This window comes from uncultured Tissierella sp. (assembly GCF_902479755.1).
GTDB classification, from domain to species: domain Bacteria; phylum Bacillota; class Clostridia; order Tissierellales; family Tissierellaceae; genus Tissierella; species Tissierella carlieri.
This window is the reverse complement of record NZ_CABSQO010000040.1, coordinates 1-17,306: the sequence shown is the minus strand read 5'-3', so window position 1 is coordinate 17,306 and position 17,306 is coordinate 1. Positions and strand designations below refer to the sequence as shown.

The following is a 17,306-nucleotide window of genomic DNA, read 5'->3' as shown; positions in this document are numbered from 1 at the left end:
GACTTCTTTGCCATCACGAAGTCCTTTTACTTCTATAAACTATTTAACAAAATCTATGAGAATAAAAATTATTTATTCTTCTTTAATCTAAAATATACAAAATTCTAGCGTTTAATTCCTATTTATTTCAAAATAAATCCATATCCTACTGGGTCTTCTTCGTCTATTACTAAATGGTTAAATCCTGTTATAAAAGCAGAACCTGTTATTTCAGGTATAACAGCTTTAAATTCACCAACAGTAGCTTCTTCTAAAATTCTTCCTTTAAATTTAGTATTAATTATACTTTCATATGTAAAAGGTTCATTAATGCCCAGTTCCCCCTTAGCATATAATGTTGCCATTTTTGCGCTTGTACCGGTTCCGCATGGTGATCTGTCAGCCTGTCCTGAGCCAAATATTACTACGTTTTGATAATCTGCATCTTCGCTCTTAGGTTGTCCATATACCTCCACTAAATCAACGGTCTTTATATGTCCCTGAGTTGGATGTTGTACTTGGATTTCCTTGTTAATGATCTCTCTTAGCTTCATAGCTCTTTCAATTATTAGATTAGTATTTTTCGGATCAATATCAACCTTTAATTCACTATCTTTTACTATGGCAAAGAAACTGCCGCCAAATGAAACATCAAAGGTAACTGTGCCGATATCTGGTACATCTACTTGTACATCTTTTTTATATAAGAAGGAAGGAACATTGACTACTGAAACCTCTTTAGCCTTTCCCCTTTCCACTTTTACCTTAGCTTTAACTAAGCCAGCAGGAGCTTCTAACACTATATCTGTAGTTGGTTCGGTAACTTCCACCATTCCAGTTTCCACTGCAATAGTAGCTGCACCAATAGTGCCATGTCCACACATATTTAGATATCCGCCGCCATCCATAAAGATTATTCCTAAGTCAGCCTCTGGTAATGTAGGTGCAGTAATTATGGAGCCAAACATATCATTATGTCCCCTTGGTTCATGCATTACAGCTGTTCTTATATAATCTAAATGATTTTCTAAGTACTCTTTTTTCTCTGCCATAGTCTTTCCAGGTATAGTAGGTAATCCACCTATTATAGTTCTATTCGGTTCTCCCATTGTATGGGAATCAATTGCGTGTAAGCTTTTACTAAAGTTCATGTCTTACTCTCCTTTGACTATAGTTTGATTTTTAACAATCCTTTATGCAAATAACCTAATTTCTATTCTTTAGATTCTTTATTTCTCATCTTTAGCTTCAGCAATGCTAAGGCCTTTTTAGCATCTAATTCTGATAATGTGTTTTCTCCAACTACTTCAGTCTCTATACCATCTTTAGATTTATTAATATCTACTATGGTATCCATATATCTATTCTTTACAACAAACTGAGCTTGAGTACCAACAAAACTAATTCCCACTACCGGAATGTTTCTTTTCCCGATTTCTTCTATTGTATTTGCATAATCTACATGACTATTTCCCCAGCCATCTGCAGAAATTATTACTCCATCAGCTCTCATGGCCTCTACCCAAGCGGCAGCTCTCCTGCCAACAAAATATTTATCCTCATTATCTTGAGGTGTTCCCACAATAATAATTCCTAATAAGTCAATATCCTTATCATTAGATACTATATTTAATATTGGATCTCTAAAATGATGGAGAGTAGTTTCTTTTGTTGAAGGTCCAATTCCCATATATACACACCATCCTTTAATAGAATAGCTTTACATATTTGAATCAATGCATCGCTCTTATTGCACCATCTCTATATTCGTTGGGACTCACTATAATAGGTACATTTCCCATGTCTATTATAGATCGTCCTCCTGCAAATCCTGAAGGCTCCTTTGAAAACAATTGAGTATCATACATAGCACCTTGTCCGGCAACTTGCTTTATTATAACTACTTTTTTCTTTCCCGGTTTCGCTATGTCATAGTACTCATGTCTTTCAGTAAAACTATTGGGTTTTAACCTTTTCAGGACTTCTCTAATATCCTGCACCATTTTATCACAAGCTCTATGAGCCGCTGTTGGTCCTTGTCTGTGGTGACCTTCCCCAGTTTTAAGCACTATAATAATATCCGTATCAGCTGGAGTACCAGCCTTATTCAAGGACAACTGGTCTTTCAATATCCCTTCTGATGAGCCGAATTCTGCAACTTGCATTCCCTCAGCATCGACTCCTGTAAGTATAAAACAAGCTCCTGTAATAGTATGAGTTATACCTTCACCTAAGACACCTAAGACCTTTACAGATATAGGTATTATATCCATAATACTATTAGTCCATCTATTATGGGCTCTTGGTTCTATTATATTCAAATCAATTCTCTCAATTAAAGGCTCTGTTTTTAATATCTCATCAATTAAATTTTTATTTACCCTCAATACTCCGTCCTCAATAGATGTTTCAGATGAAAGCTGAACTTCATTTATATGAAAACTTTTTATTACAAGCCTTCTTTTTTCAATTTCATCCTTTTCAAGCATCATATCATCATTCCTTTTCACTGTCACTATTCATCAGATAAGATTGCAGCTATATTTTACTATATCTGCAATCTCTTTCTAATAAATTTATCATATCTCTTAAACTTTTGCTATATATTCATATGGAAGAGGAACTATTTTTCCCGGAGTATCGATTTCTATTAATTTTCGTAAAGATTCTTTACAAATATTATATTGCATTTCTATATCATTAGGAGCTCCTGCATTTGCTCCCATAGGTACTAATGGAGCAACTGCTCTAGGAGTACCATTTTGTCTTACTACTGGAGGAAGAGCAGCTATTATTATAGTTGGTATACCTGCTTCTTCAATCGCTCTCTGCACAATCACGGCAGAGCGGTGGCAAGTACCTCATCCTGCAGTCATCAATACAGCATCTACACCTTCTTCTTTAAGTATCCTTGCAATTTCTGGTCCTGTTTCATTCTTAAATTTCTCTTGGTTTCCTCCGCCACCCATGAATCCAATATGAACTGGGGCAACTCTTTCTATAATTCCATCCTTTGCAAGCTCATGTAATCTATCTATTGGAAACATACAGTTAATATCCTTATTGACATCTCCATTATCATATCCGCCATGTGATACCATTAATTCACTGGATGGAGTTGTATCTTTGACTTCTCTAAAAGAAAAGTCGCCAGCAAGATTAAATCTTTTATCTTTTTTCTCGTGAACACCAGCTGCTGTAACTAAAGCAACGGTCATCTCCTTCAACTCTTTAGTTACAGGAGTCCATACTGGTGGTGGTGTAATTGGTACAAATATTTCAGATTGTAATCCCTTCACTACCGTTAGGCTCATTACTTTACCTCCTTATCCTTTTTCTTATCTAAATTACTTATATATTTATCATTTGGTATAGGACTTAAAACTTCCACATAGCTCATATTGAGGCAAACTTCCTGACCCACTTCTAGTGGATAGTCAGTAATCAACATTCTCATTGGAATCTTTAAAAATCCTAATCTTCCTTTGAAATCTATACTTACAGCACCATCACTTACTTCAACAATAATACCTTCCATATATCTTACATTATCAATATATTTCATTTTAGCACCTAATTTTATTAACTATATTTTTCTTTTCTTTTTTCACTCATTGGAATGGAAGTTTCGTTTTCTGGTCTTTCAATTTTCATCCCTGTTGTCTTCTCTATTAATTCTAGATTATTTTCCTTAACATTTGGATTCCATTTTCTTTCAGGCTGAGCTACTTCTTCATTGGCAATGGCAGATTTTAACATTACAATTGCCCTAAGTGCATCTTCTTTGGTCAATGTATTACAGGATAATACTTCATTCTCTATTCCTGCTTCTGATTTATTGTGGTCTATCATATGTGTCATATATTTATTACCAACTACTAATGCACCTTGAACTGCACAGAATGATGAGCCAACTACTGGTATTCCTCTCATACCTATTTGTTCAATATGGCTGGCAAAATCAATATGATTATTTCCAAATCCTTCTGTAGTAACAAACGCACCATGAACATCCATAGCTTCAACTGTCATACCAACTCTTTCAGATACATAGAATTTTTCAGAGTTGATTTGAGGACTTCCAACTAATATAACTGCACATAGGTCCAACTCTTCATCTTTAAGTGCTTCCATTACAAGAGGCTCTCTCCAATAATGTCTTGAACATTCCTTAGATGCAGGTCCTATACAAGTAAGTGCATGTATAGCCCCGTCTAATATTTCTAATGGTGAACAAACTACTGGAACATTGCCAAGGTCAACATTTGGTTTAGCCCCCAGCACTCCAACTGGTTCAACAGGAAGTATTAAATTATCATGCATAGCACCCTGTCCCATAATCTCTTTAACTATTACTACCTTTTTCTTTCCAGGTCTTCTTGTCTGAATAAATAATTCCTCATTTACTACTAAAGACTCATCTAATTTCTTTAATACATCTCTAATTTCTTGCGTGATAAAATCTGTAGCCTTATGAGCTGCAAGAGGTCCTGGTCTTTCCATATTAGTATGCTCTTTAATTACAACCTCAGTTTTTATAAATATTTCCCCTTTATCAGGAGCACCAGGTCTTCCCCACATAATATTTTCTTCAAGAATACCTTCTGATGAACCAAATTCACCGATTTGAACTCCATTTTCATCAGTACCAGTTACCATTATGATTACTCCATCGAGTACTCTAGTTACTCCTGTGCCTAATTTACTTCCTTCTTCTTTTGTTGCTATAGGCTGAACATCCATTATGGTTTCTGAATACATATTATATTTATCAGGAGTGATAATCTCTACCTTTATCTTTTTTACCAATTCATCTACCTTAACTGCATCTTCTCCAATATTTTCTCTGATATATAAAGTAGTCCCATCAATTTTAGTTTCTGGTCCAAATTTAACTTCATCTATTCGGAAATGCTTTTTAACAAGCCTTCTGATTTCTTTAGCAGGAACTTCTTCATCCTTCATTTCTACTTTCTCTGCCGCTAAAGGTGCTTCTGCTACTACAGTCTGCACTGGCATTGCTGAAGTTGGTGATATTGAATACCCTCCTAAAGGAACTTCGATATCTATTCCTTTTCCTTCGGCTATTTTTATTTTTAGTACTCCACCTTGTATGGAGCTTGCTATAGAAGGTGCTTCTATAACTTCTTTTTCTGATGATACACTAAATCCTTCTAGTATATCTGGAATAACAGGTGTAAGGGCTGGTACGTTCTGATTAAGTTTTGCTCCAATAACTTCTCCTCTTGTCAACACCCCGTCACCCAGTTTAATCAGAAGTGAATCCTCTAGTTTGTCAAAATTAATTGGATTTTCTAAATCAGCTGCCTTAATCACATCTCCAGCCTTCATATTAAATTTTAATACTGCCTTCTTATCTGAGTCTATAAGCTTTTCTATATTTGTATCAACTGTTCCTTCTACCTTCATTCCCTCTATAATTTCTGGTGTTATAGGTGTCAATGAATCAATAGTCTTTAAGAGTTTAGCTCCAATAACCTGTCCTATCTTAGCAGCATTTTCTGGTATAGAAAGTAATCCTGAATCTACAAGATCAGGAAATATATTTGGATCTTCCAGATTATCTGCTGATATTATTGTCCCTGCCTCTGTTCTACAGCATACTACAGCAACTTCATCTTTAAACTTTTGTGCTTCATCAGCGCTTATTGACATATTCATACCTCCTCGATAAAATCTATTTTTCTTCTTCCATAGGAAGTCTTCTTGTTAATTCATGATCAACTGTTCTAAATATATGATCTGTATGATGATATACCGGTATCCCCATATTAGGAGCACAACACATTACCGTATTTGTACAATCACTACAGTTTGATATTAAAATTCTTTTGGCACCATTTTTCTTAAGATGCATTACTCCTTGAACCTGTCCAGGGCAGTCCCCAGGTGTAAGGCATTTATTTGTACCTCTTACTTCTACAATATTTTTGCATTTTGTTACAGCAACAACTTCTGATTTCATTTTTTCAGCTATATCCCTAAGTCTAGATTCGTCTGCACCACACGCACATACAAGAAGTCCAATTGGTCCATCAAATTCCGGTAAAGGAATAGTAACTATGGCACCGCCAGATATTTTAGTAACTACAGAACTATGAATATCTCCAGATTTTCCTGTATACGGTCCTCCAATTACTACTTCACCAAAATCTCCATCAATTCCTCCACATTCATTAATGAGATTGTTTATTGGAGTCCCAATAGGTACTTGGAAGAAAACATTGGCTTCTTTACCACTTTTTAATTTACCGCCTACTGTAATATCCTTATCAATTACAGGTTTTAAATCCTCAACTGCCCTTGTAAGGTTTGCCAAAGTCTCACCATTCATAACTACACATTTGGCTTCAATAGGCAGCTGCTCTGGAGTAAGCCATGTACCAAAGATTTCATGAATTATTGCTCTTTCTTCTCCCATAGGATACATATCTCTAAGTTCTTTTACTTCAATATCCTTTGCCTCACCAATTGCACTTTTCAATGATTCAATGGCTCTCTTATTTTTAGCTTTTATTGCTATATATCCTTTTGGAGCCTTTGTAGATTCCATAGCATATCTAATACCTTTTATAACTATCTCAGGATTTTCTTCTAAAAGTCTTATATTATGATTTAAAATCGGCTCACACTCTACACAGTTTGCAATTACATATCCATCTGGAATTTCTGATTTAAGCTTTATATGAGTAGGAAATCCAGCTCCGCCAGCACCTACTATTCCAGCTTCATAGGCAATTTCTACTATAGATTCACATTTTTTTATTTTTACATAATCTTGTTTATCTATAACTTCTCCTTCTATTTCAATAGCTTCTTCTGTTATATTTATAATCTTACCTGACACACTAGAATGTATTTTAGCTCCAAGTCCATTTGGATCAGCAATACATTGGCCTCTTAATACCTCATCTCCTATTTGTACTGTTGCTGCACAAGGAGCACCTACATGTTGTCTTAGCGGAATTCTATATAATGCCATTTTCTTCCTCCCAACAATAAATATTGATAATTATTTGTTTATTATTTACTATGCAAATATTATGCCATTACCCCATTATCTAATATATTTGCACTTTGTAATTTATTTCTCATAACCTTCAATCACTATAAACCACACATTTTCAATGCTTTCAAAGAATGAAACGTCTCTTAACTTTTTCATTGATTTGTTAATTATTACATCTTTTTTCTTTATTAAATAAAAATAAACCTAATATATGTCAGATATCTGACATATATTAGGTTTATTTAATTCGCACCTATTATAGATATTTTTTATAGAAACCTAGTCATTAACCAAGTTGATATATAATAACAATGATATTAATATTATTTATCATGATAAAATAACTACAAAGCCAGTGTCAGTTTTTTGTACTCGAATGTCAATTAATTGACACTTTCTTTTAAATACCTATTTAGATTCAATGTTATGAAAAATATTCAGTTAAATTGTATAAGTCTAATTTATAATATAGTGTAGATCTTTTTATATTCAGTAATTCTGCTGCTTGAACTTTATTACCTTTTACTGTGGCTAAAGCATTTATAATTATATTCTTTTCAAATTCCTCTACAGCATTCTTTAAATCAAAGGAATTGTCTATATCCAAATTTATAAAAGGAGACATATTTGTACTGCTTATTATTTCTGCAGGTATATCATTACTCTCAATTATATTATTCTTAGATAAAATTACTAATCTTTCAATAGTGTTTTTTAATTCCCTGATATTACCTCTCCAATGATAGTCTGACAGTATCTTCATGGCATCTGGAGATATATCTATCTTTCCTTTATTATTTTTCTCTGAGAATTCTTCAATAAAATTATTTATAAGCTCTGGTATATCTTCCTTTCGTTCTCTAAGCGGAGGTATTTGTATGGATACCACATTTAATCTATAATAAAGGTCCTCTCTAAATTTACCTTCCTCCATAAGTTGCTGCAAGTCTTTATTTGTTGCAGCTATTATCCTTGCATCTACCTTTATAGATTTACTGCTTCCTACTCTATACACGATTCCATCTTGTAATACTCTAAGTAGCTTTGCCTGCATAAGTAAAGGCATATCACCAATCTCGTCTAAAAATAAAGTTCCACCATTGGCTAGTTCAAACTTTCCTGGTCTTCCTTTCTTATAAGCACCTGTAAAGGCCCCCTCCACATATCCGAATAATTCAGATTCTAAAAGATTTGAAGGTATAGCACTACAATTAACTGGAATAAAATCTCCTTTTCTATCACTTTCCTGATGTATAGCCCTTGAAAATACTTCTTTTCCAGTTCCGCTTTCACCAGTGATTAATACGCTTGCATCTGTTTTAGCTACTTGTTTAGCTATAGTCATGGCATCTACTAAGGCCTTAGACTTACCGATAATCTTACCAAAGAAATATTTATCCTGAGTTATTTCCTTCATTTGTTGCTTTAAGATTTCCACCTTTGTCTTTTCTCTATCTAATTCCATATATAAATTGGTGATTTCATTAAGATCTCTATCCGTAGAAACTGCTCCTATTAGTTCCCCTTTATATATAAGGGGGGTAGCAGATATTATTACATCTGATTCATCCTTAGGCTTATATTTTAAGTTTTGGAAAGTTCTTTTCTCCTTCAGAACCCTTATAAGCAAAGCATTAGGAAAGAATTTTTCTATGTGAGATCCTACTATTTCATTTGCCTCTATACCATATAATTTTTCAGAACTAGCATTCCAAAATGTAACTATGCCAGAAGTATTTATGACACATACTGCTTCATGAAGATTACCTAATATCAGCCTTAGCTGAAGCTCTATTTCATCTCTTTGGAAATCCTGATGTCTGAACAATTCCAAGGGTGTCAATATTCCTACTATTTTTTCCTCCCTTAAAACCAGCAATGTTTCTACACCTTTTTCCTTCATAAGGAGCTTTGACGTCCTTATGCTTTCCTCTACATTGATACCAGTTACATCACCCTTTATCCAATTTCCAACCTTGTCTTTAAGATTTATCTCCTTCTTAACTAATTTCCCTATATCTTCAATTGTAATAATCCCTAAAGCATTGTTATAATCAGCCTTATTTTTAAGTTCTTTAACTATTACAATCTCGTATCTGGAGCTTATAAGCATTTCTCTTAGGGCCGACTCTATAGATATTGATTCCTCTGCAAATATAATATCTTCATTCATAATATCAGCAATGTTCTTAAAATCTGCAGTATAATATTCAGCCATTTTATCACCTACTCGATATTTTCTTGCTTTCAATATTATTATAATTCTATCACATTTTAAAAAAACTTGCATAAATTTAATGATTGATTAGTGGAGTATTAAAGGTTAAAATGTATATGAATATTACTATAAGGGGGCGAATACATAGTGAGTAAGTTTATATTTACTGGCGGTCTATTAATAAATGGTACAGGAGAAGTAATCGAAAACTCTATGGTAGTTATAGAGGATAAAAAAATCAAATATGCTGGACCTATTACAGATACTAAATTCGATGGTGAAGTAATTGATATAACTGGTAAAACTATTATGCCTGGTTTAATTGATGCACATCTTCATTTTAGTGGAAATTTAAGTGATAACGATACAGAATGGGTACTTGAACCAGTTATTCAAAAAACCATAGTTGCTGTAGCACAAGCTAGAGAGGCTTTAGAGCATGGATTAACAACAGTTGGAGAAATTTCTCGCTCTGGTATACATATCAGAAATATGATTGAGCAAGGTATTATTCCCGGACCTAGGGTTATTACAACAGGTCTTGGATTTTGCAGAACTGCTGGACATGGGGATTCTCATAAATTGCCATTAGAGTATAATAATGATTCTCATCCATGGGCAGAAAGAGTAGATGGACCATGGGAACTTAGAAAAGCCATTAGAAAAAGACTCCGTGAAAATCCAGATGCGGTTAAAATCTGGTCTACAGGCGGAGGAATATGGAGATATGATGCTAAGGCTGCTACTCATTATTCAATGGAAGAAATTCAGGCAGTAGTTGACGAGTGTAACATGGTTGGAATACCTGTATGGTCTCATGCTGAGGGCTATGAAGGTGCTTTAAATTCATGTAAGGCAGGTGTATCTTCTATTATACATGGACAAGAATTGAATGAAGAATGTTTAGAGATTATGAAGGAAAAGGATATTACCTTCTGTCCTACTCTACAATTCTTCTATGAATGGTTTACAGTCTATGAGCCACCTTATAGACCTATACATGATAAGTATCCAGGCAATACAACTGCTGAGAAGGAATTGAATCGAATAATTGACAATCTGCAAAATGCAAATAAGAAAGGTATCCGAATCACAGTAGGATCAGATTCATTCTGTAGCAGCTTAACTCCTTATGGAAAATATGCTATAACAGAAATGTATGCCTTAAACAAAGCAGGTTTATCAGAGATGGAAGTAATATTGGCTGCTACTAAAAATGGTGCAGAAATGTTAAAGGTAGATGATATTACAGGAACATTAGAGGAAGGTAAATTTGCCGATCTAATAGTTCTTCAAGATAATCCTCTTTTAGATATTCATAATATCTGTGTTGAAAAAATGGAAGTAATCATGAAGGAAGGGCAATTTGTGAAAAACTTCAAGAATTAAAAAAGAAATGGAGTAGGAGGTATTCACCTCTTACTCCATTAATTATTTTATTGAAATATTCCTGCAAATCCTGCTATTAACACAATAATAGCAAATACCATTCTGTAGAATGCAAATATCCTCATAGGTTTCTTCTTTAAGTATGAAATAAACTTATTGATTACAATTAACGCTACTATAAATGATACCACAAATCCCACAGCAAGAGAAATAAGTTCGGGAACTGTAAGAACAGCTATTCCTCCAATCTTTATAATCTTTAAAAAGCTCATTCCTACCATAACTGGAATTGCTAAAAAGAAAGAAAATTCCGCAGCTGCAACAGTAGAAAGCCCTGACACCCATCCACCTATAATTGTTGAAGCCGAACGTGACATTCCTGGAATTATGGCTAAACACTGGAATAATCCAATTGTAATTGCTTGTTTTGCTGTAACATTTAAGCTTTTGCTTTTATTTCTATTGTTTCTAAATTTATTCTCTGCATATATCATCCATATTCCACCAAGGAATAATGTTATGGCTACAGATACAGGGTTAAATAAGTATTTATCTGCTAAATCATCTAATAATATTCCGAAAACACCTCCAGGAATACAAGCAATAAATATCATAAACCAAAACTTAAATCCAGACTTTTCATACCCTACTTTTTGAGGAAAAAAATTTATAATAGTTTCCTTTATTTTCTTCCAATAAAGAATAACTACTGCTAATATAGCACCTAACTGTATAACATATGTATACATCTCAACATAACTTTGATTTGTTCCTTTGAAACCTATTAAGTTCTGAAATATGACTAAATGCCCCGTTGAAGAAACTGGTAAAAATTCGGTCAATCCTTCTACGATTCCTAATATTATTGATTTTATTACTAAAATTATGGTATCCATAAGTAAATCCCCCTATCTAATGTTTGTTTAAATCTTTAAATATTATTTATATATAATTTAACACCTTCTATCTTATTTAATATATTATACTTATTCATATATAAACATTATACAATATATTTCAGATACTTAAATATATAAAATAATTTTCTACATTTAAATCATTTACTAACGCAGTTCCTACCTTTTTTCTTAGCACGATATAAAGCCTTATCTGCAGATTTTAAAACATCATCTGGTGTTCTATAGTTTTCATTCTTCTGGGCAACTCCTATGCTCACTGTTATAAAAATTTGTTTTGAAGACTTTAGGGTTTTGGTTTTCTTTTTAGGTTTATTTTTCAGACGATCCTTCCCACGAATTGTAAACCCTCTCTGTGATATTTTTTCTCTTAATTCTTCAAGGTGCGGAAACACTTCATTTATAGATTTTCCTGGGAAAAGTATTGTAAATTCCTCTCCACCGTAACGGTAAGATTTACCTCCCCCTGTGACATTCTTTATAATGGAAGCAACTAGCTTTAAGACCTCATCTCCTGTGTCATGTCCATATTTATCATTAAATTTTTTAAAATAATCAATGTCTAGCATAGCAATTGAATAGTTAACGCCTAGTTTCATCATATCTTGTTTTAAAGCTCTTCTGGATGGTAAACCCGTAAGTTCATCAGAAAATGCCATATAATAAGAGTCCTGAATTATTGCAACTATAAGAATAAGTCCTGAAACTGCAAAAAATACGGAGCATAGTATTTGACTGCTATTATTTTCTAGTACATAAAATAATGACAATAATACAGCAATAAAAGATACATCCTGAGAAGATTTATATGATACCTCTCTAGTAATAAGTATCACTAGAGTTATTAAAAATACTATTACTGATATCTGAGGTATTGAATTTATTGCATCAATATTTATAGATAATATATCTTTATTGATTAGGTCTAAAATGTATCTCTCACCTGAATAAATCAACCAAAGTGCAAATAATAATTGCCCAACGATAATTCCTATACGTATAGCTCCCCATAGACTTATTATCCCCCGCTCTTTTAGAAATGAGAACAATGCAATATTTATGGGAATCATTAGGCAAATTATTGAATACATATCAGCTGCTTCCGTTGAACTAATAGAATCACTTTTTGTGTATCCTATTACACTTAAACATAGAGTAAAAATTATTAATACAAAAAATTCTCGACTGCGATTAAATCTCCAAGCAATGACAATTCCTATAAAAAATATTACATAGGGAGAAAGTCTTATTATATCTAGTTGTGCATCTGACATTGTATTAGTCTTAGTAAATAAAATATAGGCAAATATAATCAAACTAAATGGTAAAAACATGGAAAAAATCCTTTTGACTCTAGTTCTCATTTTATGTAATTCCTTTCGCATTAATTACCAATTCAAAATTAAGTATTTACTTTTAAGCTTTTTATTGGATTTTTTTCATAGAATCTTAACACTATTTTTTATTTTATACTTTATTTTACTGATTTTCAAGCATCATGTTCTAGGACAAAATTACTTAAAGTTTTTACTTGACATCTTTTAATTTTATAATTATAATTATATTGTAATCATTACAACTTAATAATGATTCTAACTTATTTATTGTAATCCTAAATATATAAAGGATGTGAGGCATATGAATACAACTTTTGAAGAACTAACTAATGAATTAAAAAATAGAAATATTCGTCTTTCTCATCAAAGATTAAAGGTTTTAGAATATATAAATAATCATAAAACTCATCCCACTGTTGATCAGATATATACTGATTTACAAAAGGAAGTTCCTACATTGTCAAAAACAACAATTTATAACACTCTAAATGCATTAGTAAATGCCAATCTAGTAAGAGTTATAACAATAGAAGACAATGAAACTCGATATGATGCCACAACTGAAAATCATGGACATTTTAAGTGTGAATCTTGCGGAGAAATTTTTGATTTTAATATAAACTTTGATTCATTGGCGGCAGAGGGCTTAGGTAGTTTCAAAGTTAATCATAAGGATGTGTATTTTAAAGGTATATGTCCAAAATGTATTAAAAAAAATAATGATATCTAAAGACAATATAGTCTTTTGAAAATATTAATTAAATAAAATGGAGGAGATAAAATGGAAAATAACAAAACACTTAATAATCTTATGGAGGCATTTGCTGGAGAATCCCAAGCAAACAGAAAGTACTTATCATATGCAAAAAAGGCAGAAACAGAAGGAAAACTAAATGCGGCGAAGCTATTTAAAGCAGCTTCTGACGCTGAAACTATTCATGCTCTTAGACATTTCCAAGTAGCAGGTAAGATTGGATCAACTGCTGAAAATCTTGAAGATGGAATCAATGGAGAGACATATGAATTTGAGAGCATGTATCCACCATTTATAGAAGCTGCAGAAGCAGAAGGAAATAAAGCAGCAGTTCAAACTTTTACTTATGCTATGGAAGCTGAAAAAGTCCATGCAAAACTATACAAAGAAGCTTTAGAAAATATTAATCAAACGGAAGAAGTTTTCTACTATCTATGTCCAGTTTGTGGAAATATTGAAAAATTTGTTCCAGAGAAATGTAGTATCTGTAACGTTGCTGGTTCAAAATTTATTAAGTATTAATAAATTTCAAAGGCTTAGTTCATATAAAGTGATGATTACCGTAATCATCACTTTATATTTATGCATTTATACCTCCTCTTTTGGAATATAATTTTATTCTAAAATTAATAATTATTAATTTTATTTTCATATATAAATTGACAAGTTATAATAACTATTATAAACTAGATTTTACTTGCTCTAAGGATAAATCTATATAGAAAATTCTATAGCTTATTAAGTTAATGTAGGAGGTAGAGATATGACAAGACTTAAAGAACTATTTGCTCCCAAAGATTTAACAGAGGGTACGCCTTGGAAGCGAATTACTGAATTCGCGATACCAATGCTTATCGGTAATATAGCACAGCAATTTTATAATACTGCTGATTCAATCATCGTCGGTAAATATGTTGGCGATAACGCACTTGCTGCTGTTGGAAGTGCATCCCCTATATTAAACCTTTTACTCGTACTCTTTGTTGGAATTTCTGTGGGTGCAGGCATAATGGTAGCTCAGTACTTTGGAGCTAAGGATCGAAAAAAACTTTCTCATACTATTGGTGTATGTATATCTTTGACTGCTATTGCATCAATAATTATTATGGTTATCGGTCCTATTGTTACCCGCCCATTACTTTCTTTTCTCAATACACCAGATACCATTATTGATTGGTGTGCAAATTATCTTATTATTTATTTCGTAGGTATTGCAGGCTTTGCTTATTATAATATTTTAGCTGGTGTTCTTCGTGGTCTTGGTGATTCTCTATCGGCACTTATATTTCTACTTATCTCCACAGTTTTAAACGTAGTGCTTGATATTTGGTTTGTTGCTGGACTTAATATGGGTGTCCCAGGTGTTGCACTAGCAACTATTATTGCACAAGGAATATCAGCAATACTTTGTATCATTAAACTAATGAAAATGAAAGACAACTTCGACTTGAACTGGGCAATGCTAAAATTAGACAAGGAGTTTTCCTATAGGCTAATAAAACTGGGATTACCATCTGGTCTTACACAGGCAATATTCTCTCTTGCAATGATTGTTGTACAATCTCTAACTAATAGTTTCGGAGAGATGGTTATAGCTTGCAACGTAATTGTTATGCGTGTGGATGGATTTGCCATGATGCCAAATTTCTCTTTTGGCAGTGCAATGACAACCTATACTGGACAAAATATAGGGGCAAATAAAATGGATAGAGTGGAAAAGGGAACTAAAGATGGTACTATGATAGCTGTTGGAGTTTCCACTGTAATAACTATTTTGATTTTAATTTTTGGCAGATATCTTATGGGTGTTTTCACTGATACAGCAGAACTTGTTGATTTAAGTATGCATATGATGCGAATCCTAGCAGTAGGTTATATTGCAATGGCTGTAACACAGAGTTTATCAGGAGTTATGCGTGGTGCAGGGGATACAGTTACACCTATGTGGATTTCACTAATTACTACAGTTGTTCTTCGTGTTCCTGTGGCTTATGGCATTGCTTACCTTACAAGAAGTGAAGCTTATCCAACAGGACGACCTGAATCCACATTTATTTCCCTACTGGTTTCTTGGACAGTTGGAGCAATTATAACTACAATTTTCTATAAAAAAGGCAAATGGCGTAAAAAAGGCTTTGCTAATGAGTTATAGTAAGAAAAGAATCAATCTCATCTAAATATTAGATGGAATTGATTCTTTTTATATTTTTGAAATAATATTAAATTGACAAAAGTCATAGTATTAGATATTATTATTCATACATATTAGTCATATTTTCCATTAGTCAATCTAAAATAAAAATTTTCAATCAATATATTTAGGAAGGATTACTCAAAATGAAAAAGATAATATTAAGTGCTGATAGCACCTGTGATCTAAATCATGAATTAATAGGGCATCATAATGTTAATAGTTTTCCTTATACCATTCTTCTAGATGAAAATACTTATAAGGATAATGTAGATATTACACCTGCCGAAATCTTTAGAGTATATTCTGAAAAGAAGATTTTACCGAAAACATCTGCTATAAATGTTGCAGAGTATTATAGTTATTTCAAGCCTTGGATAGATGATGGCTATGAGATAATACATGTTAACCTAGGAAGTGCACTTACAAGTAGCTATAATAATTGTTGTATAGTATCGAATGAGTTGAAGGGAATCTATCCTATAGATTCACACAATCTTTCCACTGGTTCTGCTCTTTTGGTACTAAAGGCAGCTAATATGATAAAAGAAGGATTATCAGCAAAGGAAATTAGCGATAGATTAAATAGTCATAGAGAGAACATACATATGAGTTTCGTTCTTGATACTTTAGATTTTTTACATGCTGGGGGTCGTTGTTCAAGGACTTCATCTCTAGGAGCAAATTTATTAAAAATCAAGCCTGTTATTAATGTAGACAATAAATCTGGTGCTATGGACCTAGGAAACAAATATAGAGGAACATTAAATAAGGTTATTGTAAAATATATAAATGATAAATTATCAAGCTATGATAATATTAATAAGGAACATATTTTTATTGTTCATTCTGGAATAGATCCTGAGTATATAGAACTTGCCAAGAATACAATACTAGAACATACGGATTTTAAGAAAATTCATGTAACAATTGCAAGTTGTACAATATCATGCCATTGTGGGCCAAATACTTTAGGTATAGCTTTTGAAACTAAATAGTTAATAAAAAGTCTTCATCAATAAATTGATGGAGACTTTTTATTTATTATATATTTTGCCAAATAAAGAGTTCTTTATTTGTTATTATAGAAGACATGCGTCGGCTCCTTAAGAATGTTGAAAATACTTCTCTTCTAAATCTTCTAAATGGTAGAAAATATGTACTAAATCTTTACCAAAGCTAAGTAAAGAATAGTATGTATTCTCCTCATCAACTACTTTATCTATAACATTTCTTTCTATAAGTATAGATAGCTTTCTATTTAACTCAGTATGACTCATATATGGAATACTTCTTAAAATATCACTATACCGTTGATTCCCAAGATGGATAGATTTTAATATTTCTGGCACCCATCTAAGTTTAATTAGATCCTGTACAATTTGAAAACCATTAGATATTTTGTTTTTCATAATTTCACCTCTACGAACATATTTGTGCCTTTTTGTTACTTATATTTTATCATATAATATAGTTAATAGAAGATAATAA

The 17,306-nt window shown here is 32.5% G+C and carries 16 protein-coding genes; 5 read left to right on the top strand and 11 right to left on the bottom strand.

Annotated elements, in window-relative coordinates:
* Positions 1-122 precede the first annotated feature (122 nt).
* The 8 genes from RDK80_RS16715 to prdR form a co-directional block, all read right to left on the bottom strand.
* Positions 123-1,130, bottom strand: a complete 1,008-nt coding sequence (locus tag RDK80_RS16715; protein WP_308524924.1) for a proline racemase — start codon at positions 1,128-1,130, stop codon at positions 123-125.
* A gap of 62 nt (positions 1,131-1,192) precedes the next feature.
* Entirely contained in the window at positions 1,193-1,669 is a 477-nt protein-coding gene (locus tag RDK80_RS16710; RefSeq protein ID WP_094903048.1) for a glycine/sarcosine/betaine reductase component B subunit, read from the bottom strand.
* Positions 1,670-1,712: 43 nt separating this feature from the next.
* Positions 1,713-2,489: a proline reductase cluster protein PrdD gene (prdD, locus tag RDK80_RS16705; protein WP_308524923.1), complete on the bottom strand. Its 777-nt coding sequence runs from the start codon at positions 2,487-2,489 to the stop codon at positions 1,713-1,715.
* A 78-nt stretch (positions 2,490-2,567) separates the two neighbouring features.
* On the bottom strand, positions 2,568-3,293 hold the full coding sequence (gene prdB, locus RDK80_RS16700) for a D-proline reductase (dithiol) protein PrdB (protein WP_094903050.1): 726 nt from the start codon (positions 3,291-3,293) through the stop codon (positions 2,568-2,570).
* A complete protein-coding gene (locus RDK80_RS16695) occupies positions 3,293-3,544 on the bottom strand; it encodes a CBO2463/CBO2479 domain-containing protein (protein ID WP_094903052.1) in 252 nt (83 codons plus the stop codon). Before RDK80_RS16695 ends, prdB begins: the two co-directional genes overlap by 1 nt.
* A 17-nt stretch (positions 3,545-3,561) precedes the next feature.
* On the bottom strand, positions 3,562-5,655 hold the full coding sequence (prdA, locus tag RDK80_RS16690; RefSeq protein WP_308524922.1) for a D-proline reductase (dithiol) proprotein PrdA: 2,094 nt from the start codon (positions 5,653-5,655) through the stop codon (positions 3,562-3,564).
* Positions 5,656-5,677: 22 nt separating this feature from the next.
* Entirely contained in the window at positions 5,678-6,982 is a 1,305-nt protein-coding gene (prdC, locus tag RDK80_RS16685) for a proline reductase-associated electron transfer protein PrdC (protein ID WP_308524921.1), read from the bottom strand.
* 451 nt (positions 6,983-7,433) lie between these two features.
* Entirely contained in the window at positions 7,434-9,227 is a 1,794-nt protein-coding gene (gene prdR, locus RDK80_RS16680; protein WP_308524920.1) for a sigma-54 dependent transcriptional regulator PrdR, read from the bottom strand.
* 147 nt (positions 9,228-9,374) lie between these two features.
* Between prdR and RDK80_RS16675 the strand changes: the two genes are divergently transcribed.
* A complete protein-coding gene (locus tag RDK80_RS16675) occupies positions 9,375-10,616 on the top strand; it encodes an amidohydrolase family protein (RefSeq protein WP_308524919.1) in 1,242 nt (413 codons plus the stop codon).
* Positions 10,617-10,663: 47 nt separating this feature from the next.
* Here RDK80_RS16675 and RDK80_RS16670 read toward each other — a convergent pair whose 3' ends face one another.
* Positions 10,664-11,512: an undecaprenyl-diphosphate phosphatase gene (locus RDK80_RS16670; protein ID WP_308524918.1), complete on the bottom strand. Its 849-nt coding sequence runs from the start codon at positions 11,510-11,512 to the stop codon at positions 10,664-10,666.
* 161 nt (positions 11,513-11,673) lie between these two features.
* On the bottom strand, positions 11,674-12,897 hold the full coding sequence (locus tag RDK80_RS16665; protein WP_308524917.1) for a GGDEF domain-containing protein: 1,224 nt from the start codon (positions 12,895-12,897) through the stop codon (positions 11,674-11,676).
* Between the two features lie 274 nt (positions 12,898-13,171).
* Between RDK80_RS16665 and RDK80_RS16660 the strand changes: the two genes are divergently transcribed.
* The 4 genes from RDK80_RS16660 to RDK80_RS16645 all read left to right on the top strand — a co-directional run bounded on the left by RDK80_RS16660 (position 13,172) and on the right by RDK80_RS16645 (position 16,813).
* Entirely contained in the window at positions 13,172-13,600 is a 429-nt protein-coding gene (locus tag RDK80_RS16660) for a Fur family transcriptional regulator (RefSeq protein WP_308524916.1), read from the top strand.
* Between the two features lie 51 nt (positions 13,601-13,651).
* Positions 13,652-14,146: a ferritin family protein gene (locus tag RDK80_RS16655; RefSeq protein WP_308524915.1), complete on the top strand. Its 495-nt coding sequence runs from the start codon at positions 13,652-13,654 to the stop codon at positions 14,144-14,146.
* A 241-nt stretch (positions 14,147-14,387) separates the two neighbouring features.
* Complete coding sequence (locus RDK80_RS16650) at positions 14,388-15,776, top strand: MATE family efflux transporter (protein WP_094903068.1); 1,389 nt, start codon at positions 14,388-14,390, stop codon at positions 15,774-15,776.
* 185 nt (positions 15,777-15,961) lie between these two features.
* The gene (locus RDK80_RS16645) at positions 15,962-16,813 is read left to right on the top strand and encodes a DegV family protein (protein WP_094903070.1); all 852 of its coding nucleotides are present in this window, start codon (positions 15,962-15,964) and stop codon (positions 16,811-16,813) included.
* Between the two features lie 108 nt (positions 16,814-16,921).
* Here RDK80_RS16645 and RDK80_RS16640 read toward each other — a convergent pair whose 3' ends face one another.
* Positions 16,922-17,227, bottom strand: coding sequence for a winged helix-turn-helix transcriptional regulator (locus RDK80_RS16640; protein WP_308524914.1), 306 nt, complete (start codon positions 17,225-17,227; stop codon positions 16,922-16,924).
* Between the last annotated feature and the right edge of the window lie 79 nt (positions 17,228-17,306).